General features: G+C 65.5%; 14 protein-coding genes. 8 read left to right on the top strand and 6 right to left on the bottom strand.

Going from position 1 to position 15,511, the window contains the following annotated elements; genetic code table 11:
* Positions 1-4 precede the first annotated feature (4 nt).
* From AAFG07_RS09395 to AAFG07_RS09365, 7 genes are all read left to right on the top strand, one after another.
* A complete protein-coding gene (locus AAFG07_RS09395) occupies positions 5-1,342 on the top strand; it encodes an MFS transporter (protein ID WP_342727026.1) in 1,338 nt (445 codons plus the stop codon).
* A 242-nt stretch (positions 1,343-1,584) separates the two neighbouring features.
* Positions 1,585-2,490, top strand: coding sequence for a LysR substrate-binding domain-containing protein (locus tag AAFG07_RS09390; protein ID WP_342729099.1), 906 nt, complete (start codon positions 1,585-1,587; stop codon positions 2,488-2,490).
* Between the two features lie 127 nt (positions 2,491-2,617).
* A complete protein-coding gene (kdgD, locus tag AAFG07_RS09385) occupies positions 2,618-3,559 on the top strand; it encodes a 5-dehydro-4-deoxyglucarate dehydratase (RefSeq protein WP_342727025.1) in 942 nt (313 codons plus the stop codon).
* A gap of 32 nt (positions 3,560-3,591) precedes the next feature.
* The gene (gene gudD / locus AAFG07_RS09380; RefSeq protein WP_342727024.1) at positions 3,592-4,947 is read left to right on the top strand and encodes a glucarate dehydratase; all 1,356 of its coding nucleotides are present in this window, start codon (positions 3,592-3,594) and stop codon (positions 4,945-4,947) included.
* A gap of 17 nt (positions 4,948-4,964) precedes the next feature.
* The gene (locus AAFG07_RS09375) at positions 4,965-6,413 is read left to right on the top strand and encodes an aldehyde dehydrogenase family protein (protein WP_342727023.1); all 1,449 of its coding nucleotides are present in this window, start codon (positions 4,965-4,967) and stop codon (positions 6,411-6,413) included.
* A 190-nt stretch (positions 6,414-6,603) separates the two neighbouring features.
* A complete protein-coding gene (gene garD / locus AAFG07_RS09370) occupies positions 6,604-8,145 on the top strand; it encodes a galactarate dehydratase (protein ID WP_342727022.1) in 1,542 nt (513 codons plus the stop codon).
* 138 nt (positions 8,146-8,283) lie between these two features.
* Positions 8,284-8,490 carry a hypothetical protein gene (locus AAFG07_RS09365; protein WP_342727021.1) on the top strand — a complete coding sequence of 69 codons (207 nt, stop codon included), beginning with the start codon at positions 8,284-8,286 and terminating at the stop codon, positions 8,488-8,490.
* Positions 8,491-8,550: 60 nt separating this feature from the next.
* On the opposite strand, the gene AAFG07_RS09360 is transcribed toward AAFG07_RS09365, so the two are convergent.
* From AAFG07_RS09360 to leuC, 6 genes are read right to left on the bottom strand one after another with little or no spacing between them, the layout of a single operon-like run.
* Positions 8,551-9,423, bottom strand: a complete 873-nt coding sequence (locus tag AAFG07_RS09360; protein WP_342727020.1) for an ABC transporter permease — start codon at positions 9,421-9,423, stop codon at positions 8,551-8,553.
* Positions 9,420-10,253, bottom strand: a complete 834-nt coding sequence (locus AAFG07_RS09355) for an ABC transporter ATP-binding protein (protein ID WP_342727019.1) — start codon at positions 10,251-10,253, stop codon at positions 9,420-9,422. The genes AAFG07_RS09360 and AAFG07_RS09355 overlap by 4 nt, the downstream gene beginning before the upstream one ends.
* Positions 10,250-11,311 carry an ABC transporter substrate-binding protein gene (locus AAFG07_RS09350; RefSeq protein ID WP_342727018.1) on the bottom strand — a complete coding sequence of 354 codons (1,062 nt, stop codon included), beginning with the start codon at positions 11,309-11,311 and terminating at the stop codon, positions 10,250-10,252. Before AAFG07_RS09350 ends, AAFG07_RS09355 begins: the two co-directional genes overlap by 4 nt.
* Positions 11,311-12,444: a 3-isopropylmalate dehydrogenase gene (gene leuB / locus AAFG07_RS09345; protein ID WP_342727017.1), complete on the bottom strand. Its 1,134-nt coding sequence runs from the start codon at positions 12,442-12,444 to the stop codon at positions 11,311-11,313. Before leuB ends, AAFG07_RS09350 begins: the two co-directional genes overlap by 1 nt.
* On the bottom strand, positions 12,441-13,106 hold the full coding sequence (gene leuD, locus AAFG07_RS09340; protein ID WP_342727016.1) for a 3-isopropylmalate dehydratase small subunit: 666 nt from the start codon (positions 13,104-13,106) through the stop codon (positions 12,441-12,443). The genes leuB and leuD overlap by 4 nt, the downstream gene beginning before the upstream one ends.
* A gap of 3 nt (positions 13,107-13,109) precedes the next feature.
* A complete protein-coding gene (gene leuC, locus AAFG07_RS09335) occupies positions 13,110-14,513 on the bottom strand; it encodes a 3-isopropylmalate dehydratase large subunit (protein ID WP_342727015.1) in 1,404 nt (467 codons plus the stop codon).
* Positions 14,514-14,658: 145 nt separating this feature from the next.
* Between leuC and AAFG07_RS09330 the strand changes: the two genes are divergently transcribed.
* Entirely contained in the window at positions 14,659-15,447 is a 789-nt protein-coding gene (locus AAFG07_RS09330; protein WP_342727014.1) for a helix-turn-helix domain-containing protein, read from the top strand.
* The last annotated feature ends 64 nt before the right edge of the window (positions 15,448-15,511 follow it).

The following is a 15,511-nucleotide window of genomic DNA, read 5'->3' as shown; positions in this document are numbered from 1 at the left end:
GCGAATGAGCGCAATTGTGTCCGCCACGGACGCGCGGCGATCCCGCGTCCGGCTGTTGATCGTGACGATGCTGTTTCTCGTCACCACCGTGAACTATGCCGATCGCGCCACGCTCTCGATCGCAGGCCCAGCCCTCTCCAAGGAACTGCATCTCGACCCCATCGCGATGGGTTACGTGTTCTCGGCCTTCGGCTGGTCCTATGTCATCGCGCAGGTACCGTGCGGCTGGCTGCTCGACCGCTACGGCTCCAAATGGGTCTATGCGATCAGCATCATCGTCTGGTCGATCTTCACCGCGATGCAGGGCCTGGTCGGGTTCCTCTCCGCGGGCGCCGCCGTGGTGCTGCTGTTCGGGCTGCGCTTCCTGGTCGGCTTCGCCGAAGCGCCGTCATTCCCGGCCAATGCCCGCATCGTCGCGGCCTGGTTCCCCGGCAATGAGCGCGGCACCGCATCGGCGTTCTTTAATTCCGGGCAGTATTTCGCGACCGTGATCTTCGCGCCGCTGATGGGCTGGATCGCGCACGAGTACGGCTGGCGCCACGTGTTCTACGTGATGGGCGGGCTCGGCATCATCATGGGCATCGCCTGGATCAAGACGATCTACGAGCCGAAGGACCACCCTGGGATCAACGAGGCCGAGTTCGACTACATCAAGCAGGGCGGCGCGCTGGTCGACATGGACGCGGCGAAGGCCGGCAAGACGCACGACAGCGGCCCCGGCTGGGACCATATCCGCCAGCTGCTCGCCAACCGCATGATGCTCGGCGTCTATATCGGCCAGTACTGCATCAACACGCTGACCTACTTCTTCCTGACCTGGTTCCCGGTCTACCTAGTGAAGGAACGCGGGCTCTCGATCCTGCAGGCCGGCTTCGTCGCGACATTGCCGGCGCTGTGCGGCTTCGTCGGCGGCGTGCTTGGCGGGGTGATCTCGGACTACCTGCTGCGCCGCACCGGCTCGCTGACCATGGCGCGCAAGATCCCGATCGTCGGCGGCATGCTGTTGTCGATGGTGATCGTCGCCTGCAACTACGTCGACAGCCAGGCGCTGGTGGTCGGCTTCATGGCGCTTGCCTTCTTCGGCAAGGGCATTGGCGCGCTCGGCTGGGCGGTCGTCTCCGACACCTCGCCGAAGGAAGCCGGCGGCATCTCCGGTGGGTTGTTCAACACCTTCGGCAATCTGTCCTCGATCACCACGCCGATCATCATCGGCTACATCCTCGCCGCCACCGGCTCGTTCAACGGCGCGCTGGTGTTCGTCGGCGCCAACGCGCTGGTCGCGGCGATCGCCTATCTGTTCATCGTCGGCGAGATCAAGCGGGTACAGTTGAAGGCGGCCTGAGCGGGGCCGCCGACGTCTATCGCCTCGTCATTGCGAGCGAAGCGAAGCAATCCATGCTTCCGCATTTGCCGCCCGGTGGATTGCTTCGCTTCGCTCGCAATGACGGGGATGGAGTTGGGCGCAAAACTTGAAGCGGCGGCTTCGGCCGCCGTCTCTGTCTACCTGTTTGTCTTCTTGGCCAGTGGGAGGCATCGATGCTAGAACGTACAAATCCTCGCGCGATCCATTCCAGGCTAGCATCGATGTTCGACCTGAACCAGCTCCGCTGTTTCGTCACGGTGGCCGAGGAATTGCACTTCGGCCGCGCCGCGGCGCGGCTCAACATGACGCAGCCGCCGCTCAGCCGGCAGATCCAGGTGCTCGAGCACATCATCGATGCGCCGCTGCTGGAGCGCACCAGCCGTTCGGTGCGGCTGACCCCGGCGGGGCGCAGTTTCCTGCCCGAGGCGCGGCGCATCCTGAAGCTGGCCGAGTCGGCCTCGCAGGTCGCCCGCCGCATCGCGCTCGGCAAAACAGGTTCGCTCAAGATCGGGTTCACGGCTGCGGCTGCCTATGGCTTCCTGCCCGAACTGATCGCAGCCGCCCGCTCCCGCCTGCCGGAGGTCGATTTTTCCCTGAAGGAGATGGTTTCCGGCGATCAGTTCGAGGCGCTCACCACCGGCCAGATCGATGCCGGCCTGCTGCGCCCGCCGATCGCGCGGCCGGAATTCGCCAGCCGGCGCGTCGTCGCCGAGCCGCTGCTCGCGGCGATCCCGAAGAAACATCCGCTGGCCACAGCCGACACCGTCAGCATCAAGGATTTCGACGACCAGCCCTTCGTGATGTATTCGCCCTATGAGGCACGCTACTTCCACGATCTCCTGGTGTCGCTGTTCACGCGCGCCGACGTGCTGCCGCGCTATGTGCAGCATCTCAGCCAGATCCATTCGATCCTCGCGATGGTGCGCGCCGGGCTCGGCATCGCGATCGTGCCGGAGGCCGCCGCCAGCCTGAAGATCGCGGACGTCAAGCTGAAGCCGCTGAAGCTGCGCACGCCGGTGCCGGTCGAGCTGTTCATGGTGTGGCGGCGCGATCACGAGAACCAGTTGCTGCCGGCCTTGATCGAGATCGCAACCGAACTCGCCGCCCCGAATCTGCGTGGCGATTGATGCAGAGTTAGCATCGCTCGATACCGCGTTTGGCTTGGACGCGCATCGAAGCATTCCCTAAGAATTCGGCCATGGACGCGCGCTGCTCGCGCATCCCTGATCCCAACATCATTCAAGGAGTGGCGCCATGAGCAAGATGACCCCTCGGGAGATGGCCGCGAGAATCGGTGGCGGCCTCCTGTCTTTTCCCGTGACCCCTTTCAAGCCGGACTATTCGTTCGACGAGGCGACCTATCGCGCCAACATGGACTGGCTGTGCGGCTATGACGTCGCCGGCCTGTTCGCCGCCGGGGGCACCGGCGAGTTCTTCTCGCTGACGCCGGCTGAAGTCCCCCATGTCGTGAAGATCGCGGTCGAAGAGACCAAGGGCCGCGTTCCCGTGCTGGCCGGCACCGGTTACGGCACCGCCACCGCGCGCGAGATCGCTGTTGGCGCCGAGAAGGCCGGCGCCGACGGCCTGCTGCTGCTGCCGCCCTATCTCACCCATGCCGAGCAGGACGGCCTCGCCGCCCATGTCGAGGCGGTGTGTTCGTCGGTGAAGATCGGAGTCATCGTCTACAACCGCGACAATGCGATCCTGCAGCCCGACACGCTGGCGCGCCTCTGCGAGCGCTGCCCGAACCTCGTCGGCTACAAGGATGGCATCGGCGACATCGAGCTGATGACCCGCGTCTACACCAGGCTCGGCGACCGCCTGACCTATATCGGCGGCCTGCCGACGGCAGAGACCTTTGCGCTGCCCTATCTCGACATGGGCGTGACCACCTATTCGTCGGCGGTGTTCAACTTCGTGCCGGAATTCGCGACCAAATTCTACGCCGCGGTGCGCCGGCGCGATCATCAGACCATCCATGCAGGCCTGAAGGATTTCATCCTGCCGCTGATCGCGATACGCAACCGCAAGAAGGGCTATGCCGTGTCGATCATCAAGGCCGGCATGAAGGTGATCGGCCGCGATTCGGGCCCGGTGCGGCCGCCGCTGACCGATCTCACCGAGCAGGAGATCGCCGAGCTCGCGGCACTGGTGGCGAAGCTGCCGCAGGCCGCCGCGCAGCAGGCAGCGGAATAGACCGAACGGCCAACGACCAAAGGGAGGAGCAGATGATTCAAGATTCGATCCGCACCGGCTTTGCCGGCGCCCCCGTCGTCACGGCGATGGAGGTGATCCCGGTCGCCGGCCGCGACGACATGCTCCTCAATCTGAGCGGCGCACATGCGCCGTTCTTCACCCGCAACCTCGTCGTCCTCACCGACAACTCCGGCCATACCGGCGTCGGCGAGGTGCCGGGCGGCGAGAAGATCCGCAAGACGCTCGAGGATGCCCGCGACCTCGTCATCGGCCAGAGCATCGGCGCCTGCAACAACATCCTGGCGTCGATACGCCGCACCTTCGCCGACCGCGACGCCGGCGGCCGCGGCAAGCAGACCTTTGACCTGCGCGTCACCATCCATGCAGTGACCGCGGTGGAATCCGCGCTGCTCGATCTGCTCGGCCAGCATCTCAATCTCCCGGTCGCAGCCTTGCTCGGCGAAGGCCAGCAGCGCAGCAGCGTCGAGACGCTCGGCTATCTCTTCTTCGTCGGCGATCGCAGGAAGACCAACCTGCCTTACGTCGAAGGCGAGACCGGCAAGCCCGACTGGTTCAATCTGCGCCACCAGGCTGCGATGACGCCGGAGGCGATCGTCCGCCTCGCCGAGGCGACGCAGGCGCATTACGGCTTTGCCGATTTCAAGCTCAAGGGCGGCGTGCTCACGGGCGAACAAGAGATCGAGGCCGTCACCGCAATTGCAAAGCGCTTTCCGAACGCCCGCGTCACGCTCGATCCGAACGGCGCCTGGTCGCTCGATGAGGCGATCCGGCTTTGCAGCAACATGCATGGCGTGCTCGCCTATGCCGAGGATCCTTGCGGCGCGGAGGCCGGCTTCTCCGGCCGCGAGATCATGGCCGAGTTCCGCCGCGCCACCGGGCTGCCGACCGCAACCAACATGATCGCGACCGACTGGCGCCAGCTCTCCCACGCGCTGCGGCTCGGGGCGGTCGACATTCCGCTCGCCGACCCGCATTTCTGGACCATGCAGGGCTCGGTGCGGGTGGCGCAGACCTGCCGCGACAACGGCCTGACCTGGGGCTCGCACTCCAACAACCATTTCGACATTTCGCTGGCGATGTTCACCCATGTCGGCGCCGCCGCGCCCGGCAAGGTGACCGCGATCGACACCCACTGGATCTGGCAGGACGGCCAGGCGTTGACCAGGGACCCGCTGCAGATCAAGGGCGGCAAGATCGCGATCCCGGACCGTCCCGGCCTCGGCATCGAGCTCGATCGCGCTGCCATCGAGGCGGCGAACGCGCTATACAAGCAGCATGGCCTCGGCGCCCGCGACGATGCGCTGGCCATGCAGTTCCTGATTCCCGGCTGGACATTCGACGACAAGCGTCCCTGCCTCGTGCGCTAACAAGAAAGGTTGGAAACATGACCGCCCACCAGAAGAACTTCATCGCCGGCGAATGGGTCGACGGAACAAGCATCACGCGGGACATCAACCCCTCCAACACGGCCGACGTGGTCGGCGAATACGCCAAGGCCGACAAGGCGCAGACCGAAAAGGCGATCGCCGCGGCGAAAGCCGCCTTCCCGGCCTGGGCGCGCTCGACGCCGCAGGAGCGCTTTGACGCGCTGACCAAAATCTCCGTCGAAATCCTCGCCCGCAAGGAAGAGCTCGGCCGCCTGCTGGCGCGCGAGGAAGGCAAGACGCTCCCCGAGGGCATCGGCGAGGTGGCGCGCGCCGGGCAGATCTTTGCGTTCTTCGCCGGCGAGGCGCTGCGGCTGATGGGCGAGAAGGGTGCATCGGTGCGCCCCGGTCTCGATGTCGAGATCACCCGCGAGCCGGTCGGCGTCATCGGCATGATCACGCCGTGGAATTTCCCGATCGCGATCCCGGCCTGGAAGATCGCGCCGGCGCTCTGCTACGGCAATTCGGTGGTGTTCAAGCCGGCCGAGCTGGTGCCGGGCTCCGCGCATGCGCTGTCCGAGATCATCGCCCGCTCCGGCATTCCGGCCGGCGTGTTCAACCTCGTGGTCGGCTCGGGCTCGGTGGTCGGGCAGACGCTGCTCGAGCATCCTGATGTGGCTGCGATCTCCTTCACCGGCTCGGTTCAGACCGGCCGCAAGATCGCGCAGGCATGCGTGCTCTCCAATCCGATGAAGAAATTCCAGCTCGAGATGGGCGGCAAGAACCCGCTGGTGGTGCTCGACGACGCCGACGTCAAGGTCGCGGTCGAAGTCGCCGTCAACGGCGCCTATTTCTCGACCGGCCAGCGCTGCACGGCATCTTCGCGCCTGATCGTCACATCAGGGATTCACGACCGCTTCGTCGCCGCGATGACCGAGCGCATGAAGGGGCTTGCGGTGGATGACGCGCTGAAGAGCGGCGTGCATGTCGGCCCTGTCGTCGACCAGAGCCAGCTCGACCAGGATCTCCGCTACATCAAGATCGGCCAGGACGAAGGCGCCCGCCTGCACTGGGGCGGCGAGCTGCTGAACCGCGAGACGCCCGGCTTCTATCTGCAGCCGGCATTGTTCACCGAAGCGACCAACAAGATGCGGATCGCCCGCGAGGAGATCTTCGGCCCCGTCGCCTGCGTGATCCGCGCCAAGGACTATGAGGAGGCGCTGACGATCTCCAACGACACCGAGTTCGGCCTCGCCTCGGGCATCTGCACCACGAGCCTGAAATACGCCTCGCACTACAAGCGCAACAGCGAGGCCGGCATGGTGATGGTCAATCTGCCGACCGCCGGCGTCGATTACCACGTGCCGTTCGGCGGCCGCAAAGGCTCGAGCTACGGCGCACGCGAACAGGGCGCCTATGCCCGCGAGTTCTACACCACGGTGAAAACGGCTTATACGTTCCCGGGGTGAAGGCGGTCGCACCTTGTCGGTGCTGCGCCCCCTCTCCCGCTTGCGGGGGAGGGTTGGGGTGGGGGCTCTCGCCACAAGTCATACTGTGGAGAGAGCCCCCACCCGTCACGCTACGCGTGCCGACCTCCCCCGCAAGCGGGAGAGGTGAAGCAAGAGTGCCGTTGGCGCCGAAAACCTCAGGAGAGCCCTCATGGACCAGTCGATCGGCGCGCACGAGCAGCCCCGCTACATCAAGCTCAACGCGCGCGACAATGTCGCGATCGTCGTGAATGATTTCGGCTTGCCCGCCGGCTCGCGCTTCGCCTGCGGCCTGACGCTGCGCACCTTCGTGCCGCAGGGCCACAAGACCGCGCTGGAGGACATCGCCGAGGGCGCGGCGATCGTCCGCTATGGCGAGGTGATCGGCCATGCGCTGTCGCCGATCCTGGCCGGCGAATGGGTCGACGAGGCACGCATCCGCATGCCCGACGCGCCGCCGCTCGATCAGCTCGAGATCGCAACCGCGGTGCCGCCGGCGCTGCCGCCGCTCGAAGGCTTTACCTTCGAAGGCTTTCGCAATCCCGACGGATCGGTCGGCACCAAGAACATCCTCGGCATCTCCTCCTCCGTGCAATGCGTCAAGGGCACGATGGAATACGCAGTCAAGCGCATCCGCGCCGAGCTCTTGCCGAAATATCCCAATGTCGATGACGTCGTGCCGCTGACCCACGCCTATGGTTGCGGCGTCGCGATCGCGGCGCCCGACGCCGTGGTGCCGATCCGCACATTGCAGAACCTCGCGCTCAATCCGAATTTCGGCGGCGAGATCCTGGTCATAGGCCTCGGCTGCGAGAAGCTTGCGCCGGAGCGGCTGGTGCCCGAAGGCGTCAGCGATGCCATCGTGCGGATGCAGGACGAAGCCTTTGACGGCTTCGGCGCCATCGTCGACGCCGTCATGACCCAGGCCGAGGCCCGCCTGAAGGTGCTCAACGCCCGCACGCGCGAGACCTGCCCGGCCGCCGATCTCGTGATCGGCCTGCAATGCGGCGGCAGCGATGCGTTCTCCGGCGTCACGGCGAACCCCGCGGTCGGCTTCGCGGCGGACCTCTTGGTTCGCGCCGGCGCGACCGTGATGTTCTCCGAAGTCACCGAGGTGCGCGACGCGATCCAGCTTCTGACCCGCCGCGCCGTCAACGAGGAGGTCGGCCGCGCGCTGATCCGCGAGATGGCCTGGTACGACGCCTATCTCGCCCGCGGCGGCGCCGACCGCAGCGCCAACACCACACCGGGCAACAAGAAGGGCGGGCTTGCCAACATCGTCGAAAAGTCACTCGGCTCGATCGTCAAATCCGGCTCCGGCCCGATCGCGGGCGTGCTGTCGCCCGGCGAGAAGGCGCGGCAAAAGGGCATGCTGTTCGCCGCGACACCGGCGAGCGACTTCATCTGCGGCACCTTGCAGCTCGCCTCCGGCATGACCTTGCAGGTGTTCACGACCGGCCGCGGCACGCCCTATGGCCTTGCCGCCGCGCCCGTCATCAAGGTCGCGACCCGCAGCGAGCTGGCTCGGCGCTGGAAGGACCTGATCGATTTCGACGCCGGCTGCATCGCGACCGGCGAGAAGACGATCGAGGAAACCGGCTGGGACCTGTTCCGCCTGATCCTCGACGTCGCGAGCGGCCGGACCAAGCCGTGGTCGGACCGCTGGGGCATTCACAACGATCTCACGCTGTTCAACCCGGCGCCGGTCACCTAGCAGCGCAGCGTTCGCGAAAGCGGCCCTGTTCGGGAACCTCGCTGAACAGCTATTCACCTGTGTGGCGAAATGCTCATGTTCCACGCGTTGAATAGCCCGATTTGATGGCCCACCTCCTCATCAACAGGAGGACATTCCATGAAGCAATCGCAGCACTTCCTCGACAATGCGGAGAACTGCGCGCAGCTTGCCGAGCGCGCCGACGATGAGCCGACCTACAACCGCTACAAGCGAATGGAGGCAGCTTGGCGCGCGCTGGCCAAGGAGCAGGATTGGCTCGACGGCGAGACCTCGCCGTCGGAAACCGCAACCGCTGCTCCGTCGGAAACCGCAGCCCGAATTTGAGCCAACTTAGGTCTGGAAATGGCCCGCGCACGACAATTAAATGTCGCCGCGGGCCGCTTTCTACTCGGCGCTGCGCTGCCGCTGCCAGCGCAGCAGATAGGCCTGCAGCCGCCAGATGATCGCCGATAGCACGACGCCGACCAGCATCAGCACCACGACCGCGACCATCATGCCCGAGGCCTCGCCGCGCGCCTCGGATTCGATGATGAGGCGGCCGATGCCGCGCTCGGCGCCGATGAACTCGCCGACGATCACGCCGATCAGTGCGAAAGAGATCGCGGGCGTCAGCGAGGCGAACACCCAGGCCATGGTCGAGGGGATCACCACGGTGCGGGTGATCTGCCATTCGCTGGCGCCGAGCAGCCGCGCCGCGTTGGTAAAGCCCTCGTCGATTGAGCGCGCGCCCTCGAAGGTGTTGAAGAACACCAGGAACACGACCACGATCCAGGAGGTCACGATCTTCGACATGTCGCCGATCCCGAACGCCAGCACGATGATCGGCGCGAGCGCGATCCGCGGGATCGAATTCACCGCGGTGATGAAGGGCTGGAAGATCGCGCTGAGACGGTCGGATCGCCCGAGGATCAGCCCGGCGACGAAGCCGCTGACCACGCCGGTGACGAAGCCGAAGAAGGTGTTCTTCAGCGTGATCGCCGTCGCGGCCCAGAGATTGTTCTCGTTGCGCGCCAGGCATTTTGCGAACTCGCCGTTGAACCAGCCGTTGAAGACGCCCAGCTTCGATTTGAGGCAGCTCTGGATCAAGAAGTTGTCGAAGATCATCGACGGCTTCGAGATGAAGTACGGATCGAGCAGGTCGGGCACCAGCCACGGCAGCCACGTGCGCAGATCGTAGCCCCATTGCCACACCGACAGCACGATCGCGCAGATCAGGACCTGCCAACCGATCGTGCTGAGGATGCCGTATCGCCTCATGCGCTGCGGCCCTTGACGAATTCCTCTCCGAGCGAGTGCCAGATGTGCTGGAACAGCTCGGCATAGCGCGGGGTCTCGCGCACCTTCACCGCATCGCGCGGGCGCGCGAAGTCGACCGCGAACATGTCCTTGATGCGGCCCGGCCGCGCCGAGAACAGGATGATGCGGTCGGCCAAGGTCAGCGCCTCGCCGAGATCGTGGGTGACGAACAGCACCGTCTGCTGCTCGCGCTCCCAGATCCGCAGCAGCACCTCGTGCATGTCGATCTTGGTGTGGGTGTCGAGCGCACCGAATGGCTCGTCCATCAAGAGTATCTGCGGCTCGACGATCAGCGTCCGCATCAACGCCGCGCGCTGGCGCATGCCCCCTGATAGCGCCGATGGATAGGCGTTCTCAAATCCCTTCAAGCCTGCCTGCGCGACGCATTGCGCGATGCGCTCTTTCCGTTCCTGAGCCGGCACGCCCGATAGCTCCAGCCCGTAGCCGATATTGTCGGCGACGGTCCGCCAGGGGAACAGCGTGTCGCGCTGGAACACGTAGCCGACATCGGGCGTCGCCTTGCCGGGAACGACGCGCTTGCCGTCGATCAGGATCTCGCCGCCGGTGGGGCGGATCAGCGAGGCGATCATGTTGAGCACGGTGCTCTTGCCGGAGCCCGACGGGCCGAGCAGCGCGACGAACTCGCCGCGTCGAACGTCGAAGCTGACGTCACGAACCGCCTCGATCGTGGTCCTGGCGAGCTGGAACGACTTGCTCAGGCCCTTGACCTCGACGCGGCGATCGGCCGAGGCGCGCGGCGATACGGGTGCGCTCGTCTCGAGCGCGCTCAACCCGGATAGGCCTTTCGCGCCGCTTCGATGAGGTTGGAGTTGATCACGTCGGCGATCTTGAGCGGCTTGATGCCGGTCATCTCGCGGAACCAAACCTTCTCGCCGCGCGCGAAGCTCGCCGCGTCGACAATGCCCTCATAGTCCGCGACCTTCTGGATCGCTGATATCTCCAGCAGATTGGCGTCGCGCGAGGTGCTGCCGACATAGGGCTCGATGGCATCATAGACCTCGGCCGGCTTGTGCGCCTTGATCCACTGCGACGCGCGCCACAGCGCGGTGACGTAGGCCTGCATCTTGGCTGGATCCTTGTCGATGGTGGCCTGCAACGTGAAATGCGCGGTCACCGGTACCTTGCCGCCGATATGCTTGTTCCAGATCGCCTCATCGGTGCCGTCGAACAGCAATTCGCCCCAGCCCTGCTGCTGCGCCTCGTTGAGCAGCGACAGCGAGCTGACGAGAATATCGACCTGCTTCGACTTCAGCGATCCCAGCATGGTGTCGACATTGCCGGTGCCGATCCAGGTCACCTTGTCGTCGAGCCCCATGGTTTCCATGTAGTAAGACGACCAGACATGGTTGGTGCCGCCGAGCGAGGAGACCGAGACGATCGGCTTGCGGCCGTCAGGCCGTTTCCATTGCGTGAAGGCCTCCAGCGTGTTGATGCCCTGATCCTTCAGATCCTTGCGCAGGATGAACATCACCGAGTTCGACCGTGTGTCGACCGGCAGCAGCACGCGCCCGGCGCGGCCGTGGTTGGTCAGCTGCATCGGATGGGTGACGTCGCCGATGCCGATGTCGCCCTGCGACGAGGCGATGATCTCGCGGGTCTTCACGCCGCTGCCGCCCTGCACCAGCTTGCAGTCGAGCCCGGCTTCCTTGAAGTAGCCGATACGGTCCGCGACAAATTGCGTCTGATAGACCGGCACCGCGACCGGATAGATCGCGCGCCCGGTGGCTGCCTGCGCCCACGCACGCCCGGTCGCCAGCGCCGCGCCGCCCGCGGCGATCACCGTCAAGGCCGATCGCCTTGAGAGGTGGGGCATGGTGAGGCGGGCCATCACGCGTGCTCCTTCGCCGAAATCTTTTCGAGCGCGCTGAGCACGGCATCGCCCATCTGGGCGGTCGACAGCTTCTTCGCCCCGGCCTCGGCGATATCGGCGGTGCGGGCGCCGGAGGCGAGCGCGGTCTGCACCGCGTGCTCCAGCAGGTCGGCATCCTCGGGGCGGTTGAGCGTCAGGCGCAGCAGCATCGCGACGCTGAGGATCGAGCCGAGCGGATTGGCGATGCCCTTGCCCGCGATATCGGGCGCGCTGCCATGCACCGGCTCATACAGCGCCTTGCGCCGGCCGAAGCGATCGACCGGGCCGAGCGAGGCCGACGGCAGCATGCCGAGCGAGCCCGACGCCATCGCCGCGCAGTCGGACAGGATGTCGCCGAAGATGTTGCCCGTCACCATCACGTCGAACTGCCGCGGCTCACGCACGATCTGCATCGCTGCGTTGTCGACATAAAGGTGGGTCAGATCGACGTCGGAGAACTCCTCCTTGTGCAGCCTGATCACCTCCTCGCGCCAGACCACGCTGGTCTCCAGCACATTGGCCTTGTCGACCGAGCAGACCTTGTTGCGCCGGGTCCGCGCCAGCTCGAACGCCGAGCGCGCCACGCGGCGGATTTGGTTGGTGGTGTATTGCTCGGTGTTGAAGCCGCGGCGCTGGCCATCCGGCAAGGTCTCGATGCCGCGCGGCTCGCCGAAATAGATGCCGCTGGTCAATTCGCGGATGATGACGAAATCGACGCCGTCGAGCACCTCGGGCTTGAGCGGCGCCGACGCCGACAGCGCCGGGCTGGCCACGATCGGCCGCAAATTGGCGTATAGATCGTATTTGCTGCGCAGCCCCAGCAGGCTGCCGGCCTTGCGCGCCGCCGCCGGCACTTCGGTGGTCTCCGGTCCGCCGGTCGCGCCCCACAGGATGGCGTCGGCCTCGTCCATCGCTTCCGCGGTGTCCTCCGGCAGCACCTTGCCGGTCGCCAGATAGGGGATCAGGCCGTATTGCGCCTCGCGCAAGGTCATCGGCACGTTCCGTTTCGCCGCGAACCACTCGAGCACGCGGCGCGACTGCGCGGTGACCTCAGGACCGATGCCCTCGCCGCCGACGACGGCGACCTTGACCATGTTGGATTGCGTGCTCATGCAGATGTCCTTGAAACGGGTGTCCTTGAAGCGGGTGTTCTCTGAAAATGAATCCAGGGCCGTGCCGTGCGGTCGGCAGCCTGGAAGGCGTGGATCTCGTCGTCGCGCTGCAATGTCAGCGCCACCTCGTCGAGCCCCTTCAATAGCCCTTCGCGCCGCCTCGGATCGATCTCGAAGGAATGCCGCGCGCCCGACGGCGAGATGATGGTCTGTGTTTCGAGGTCGATCGAGACCTTGCCGGCGCCCTGCGTCGCCTCGATGTCGGCGGCAAGCTGATCCACCACCGCCTTGTCGACGAGGACTGGCAGGATGCCGTTCTGGAAGCAGTTGGCGAAGAAGATGTCGCCGAAGCCGGAGCCGATGATGGCGCGGATGCCGCGTTCCTGCAGCGACCACACCGCGCCCTCGCGCGACGAACCGCAACCGAAATTCGGGCCGGTCACCAGGATCTCCGCCTCCCGATACGGCTCGCGGTTGAGGATGAAATCCGGATTCTCCGAGCCGTCGGCCAGATAGCGCAGCGAACCGAACGCCCATTTGCCGAGCGAGCCGCGGACCCCGTTGCCGACCAGGCGCTCGATCCGGATGATCACGTCGGTATCGATATTGGCGCGCATGATCGGCGCAGCGGTTGCGGTGATTTTGTCGAACGGTTTTGGCATCGTCTAGCGCCCCATCATCCTGACATCGGCGATCGAGCCGGCAATGGCCGAGGCCGCCGCACTCGCGGGGCTCGCCAGATGGGTCCGCGCGCGCGGCCCCTGCCGGCCGACAAAGTTGCGGTTCGAGGTCGAGACCGAACGCTGCCCGGGCGCCACCACCTCGCCATTGGCGGCAAGGCACATCGAGCAGCCCGGCTCGCGCCATTCGAAGCCGGCCTCGATGAAGATCTTGTCGAGCCCTTCGGCAACCGCCTCGCGCTTGACGTTTTCCGAGCCCGGCACCACCCAGGCGCGGACCCCGGCGGCGACCTTGCGGCCGCGCGCCACCTCGGCCGCGGCACGCAGATCGCTGAGCCGGCTGTTGGTGCAGGACCCGATGAACACCCAGTCGACCGGCGTGCCGGCAATCGGCGCGCCGCCCTGCAGGCCCATATACTCGAGCGCGGTTTCGATCGCGGCGCGCCGCGCCGGATCGTCGACCGTCTTCGGATCGGGAATGACGCCATCGACGCCGACGACGTGCTCGGGGCTGATGCCCCAGGTCACCTGCGGGATGATCTTTTCGACATCGATCACAACCTCGCGGTCGAACACCGCATCGGGATCGCTCGGCAATTCGCGCCATGCCTTGACCGCGAGATCCCACATCTCGCCTTGCGGCGCGTAGGGGCGGCCGCGCAGGAATTCGAAGGTTGTCTCGTCGGGCGCCACCATGCCCATCTTGGCGCCGAGCTCGATCGAGAGATTGCAGATCGTCAGCCGTCCCTCGATCGGCAGTTCGCGGATCGCGCTGCCGGCATATTCGACCGCGTAACCCGTCCCGCCGGCGGCGCCGATATGTCCGATCAGTGCGAGGATCATGTCCTTGGCGGTGACGCCGAGCGGCAGCTTGCCCTCGAAGCGCGCGCGCATCGTCTTCGGACGCTTCTGGATCAGCGCCTGCGTCGCCAGCACATGGGTGAGCTCGCTCGACCCGATGCCGAAGGCGAGCGCGCCGAGGCCGCCATGGGTGCAGGTGTGGCTGTCGCCGCAGACGATCGTCGCGCCCGGCAGGCTCAAGCCGAGCTCCGGCCCGATGACGTGGACGATGCCCTGGCCGGGCTGATCGACATCGAACAGCGTGATGCCGCTTGCCGCCGTCTCGGCCCGCAGCGCGGCCAGCAATTCCATGCCGATCTTGCTGGTCCCGGCGCGACCGGGCGCCGTGGAGAGCGCGTGGTCCGGCGTCGCAAACGTCAGTTCGGGATTGTGAACCTTGAGCCCACGGCTCTTGAGATCGAGCAGGCCGCGCGAGCCGCCGAGATCGTGCAACAAATGGCGGTCGATATGCAGGAGGTCCGTGTCCTCGCTGAGGCGGGCAATGACATGCTGGTCCCAGATCTTCTCGAGCAAACTCCGTCCGGGCATCGGCCTTCCCCTGCTCTCCGCGTTTCCATGCGGCTTGATCTAATTGGCGCCAATCTGTGCCAAAGTTGTCGTCAAGTGAAGCCGTTTCGGCCTAACATCACATATGTGATGGAGGCGCGGTCGTTGCCCCGCCGCGGAGACAGCCATGCCGAACGCGAACAAGACGGCCATCGTCAAATCCGCCATGCGGACGTTTGCGGTTCTGGAGTTCTTTCGGGAAAGCAAGCGGGCTGCTTCCGTGACCGAGATAGCTTCCGCGCTGGAGATGCCCCAATCGAGCACGTCCGTGTTGCTTCGCAGTCTCGTTGAATTGAACTACCTTGAATACGACCGGCAGACCCGGCGTTTCATCCCCAGCTACCGGGTCAATCTGCTTGGCGATTGGATCCGTCGTTCTCCGTTCCGTGATCGAAAGCTCACCGATCTGATGGAGGAACTCTGGACCGCGACTGGCGGCGAAACCGTCATGCTTGGGCAACAGGCAGGCGCCGCCGGGATGCGATATCTACACGTTGTCCCCGGCGGCTCTCAGCTTCAGTTCATTGCGAATGCCGGTCAAATACGACCGATGGTTCGCACCGCGCTCGGACACGTGCTGCTGAGCCAGATGCCGAACACCAAAATTCGCGGCATTATCCGTCGCAACAACGCTGAGGAGCCCAGCCAGTCGGCGCGCGTTCGCGAAGCGGCCTTTCTCGAAGAGGTCGAGCGCATCCGCCGCCGTGGCTTTTCCGAGTCGAGCGGCCGCACGACGCCGGGCGCAAACACAATCGGCATGCTTGTTCCCCTGCCAAAGCGACGCGCTCCGCTCGCGATCGGCGTCGGCGGACCAATCGAACGGATCGCGGCAAAGCGCGCGCACATTATTGAAGTCATGCAGAGCCGGCTGAAAGAGCTGACAGATGTAGCCGGGCCAGGAGTCGTTGAAAAATGACGTCTCAGGACGCTTAACGCGTCGCGCGGATGACGGTGCCGTAGCCCGGATGGAGCGAAGCGCA

Origin of the sequence: Bradyrhizobium sp. B097 (genome assembly GCF_038957035.1) — a bacterium.
Classification (GTDB): Bacteria; Pseudomonadota; Alphaproteobacteria; order Rhizobiales; family Xanthobacteraceae; genus Bradyrhizobium.
The sequence above is the reverse complement of the archived record's forward strand: the minus strand, read 5'-3'. Positions and strand labels throughout refer to the sequence as shown.

Excerpts from the sequence above, each read along its gene's own strand:
- AAFG07_RS09395 (WP_342727026.1), top strand. The coding sequence starts at position 5 with ATGAGCGCAATTGTGTCCGCCACGGACGCGCGGCGATCCCGCGTCCGG.
- AAFG07_RS09390 (WP_342729099.1), top strand. The coding sequence starts at position 1,585 with ATGTTCGACCTGAACCAGCTCCGCTGTTTCGTCACGGTGGCCGAGGAA.
- kdgD (WP_342727025.1), top strand. The coding sequence starts at position 2,618 with ATGAGCAAGATGACCCCTCGGGAGATGGCCGCGAGAATCGGTGGCGGC.
- gudD (WP_342727024.1), top strand. The coding sequence starts at position 3,592 with ATGATTCAAGATTCGATCCGCACCGGCTTTGCCGGCGCCCCCGTCGTC.
- AAFG07_RS09375 (WP_342727023.1), top strand. The coding sequence starts at position 4,965 with ATGACCGCCCACCAGAAGAACTTCATCGCCGGCGAATGGGTCGACGGA.
- garD (WP_342727022.1), top strand. The coding sequence starts at position 6,604 with ATGGACCAGTCGATCGGCGCGCACGAGCAGCCCCGCTACATCAAGCTC.
- AAFG07_RS09365 (WP_342727021.1), top strand. The coding sequence starts at position 8,284 with ATGAAGCAATCGCAGCACTTCCTCGACAATGCGGAGAACTGCGCGCAG.
- AAFG07_RS09360 (WP_342727020.1), bottom strand. The coding sequence starts at position 9,423 with ATGAGGCGATACGGCATCCTCAGCACGATCGGTTGGCAGGTCCTGATC.
- AAFG07_RS09350 (WP_342727018.1), bottom strand. The coding sequence starts at position 11,311 with ATGGCCCGCCTCACCATGCCCCACCTCTCAAGGCGATCGGCCTTGACG.
- leuB (WP_342727017.1), bottom strand. The coding sequence starts at position 12,444 with ATGAGCACGCAATCCAACATGGTCAAGGTCGCCGTCGTCGGCGGCGAG.
- leuD (WP_342727016.1), bottom strand. The coding sequence starts at position 13,106 with ATGCCAAAACCGTTCGACAAAATCACCGCAACCGCTGCGCCGATCATG.
- leuC (WP_342727015.1), bottom strand. The coding sequence starts at position 14,513 with ATGCCCGGACGGAGTTTGCTCGAGAAGATCTGGGACCAGCATGTCATT.
- AAFG07_RS09330 (WP_342727014.1), top strand. The coding sequence starts at position 14,659 with ATGCCGAACGCGAACAAGACGGCCATCGTCAAATCCGCCATGCGGACG.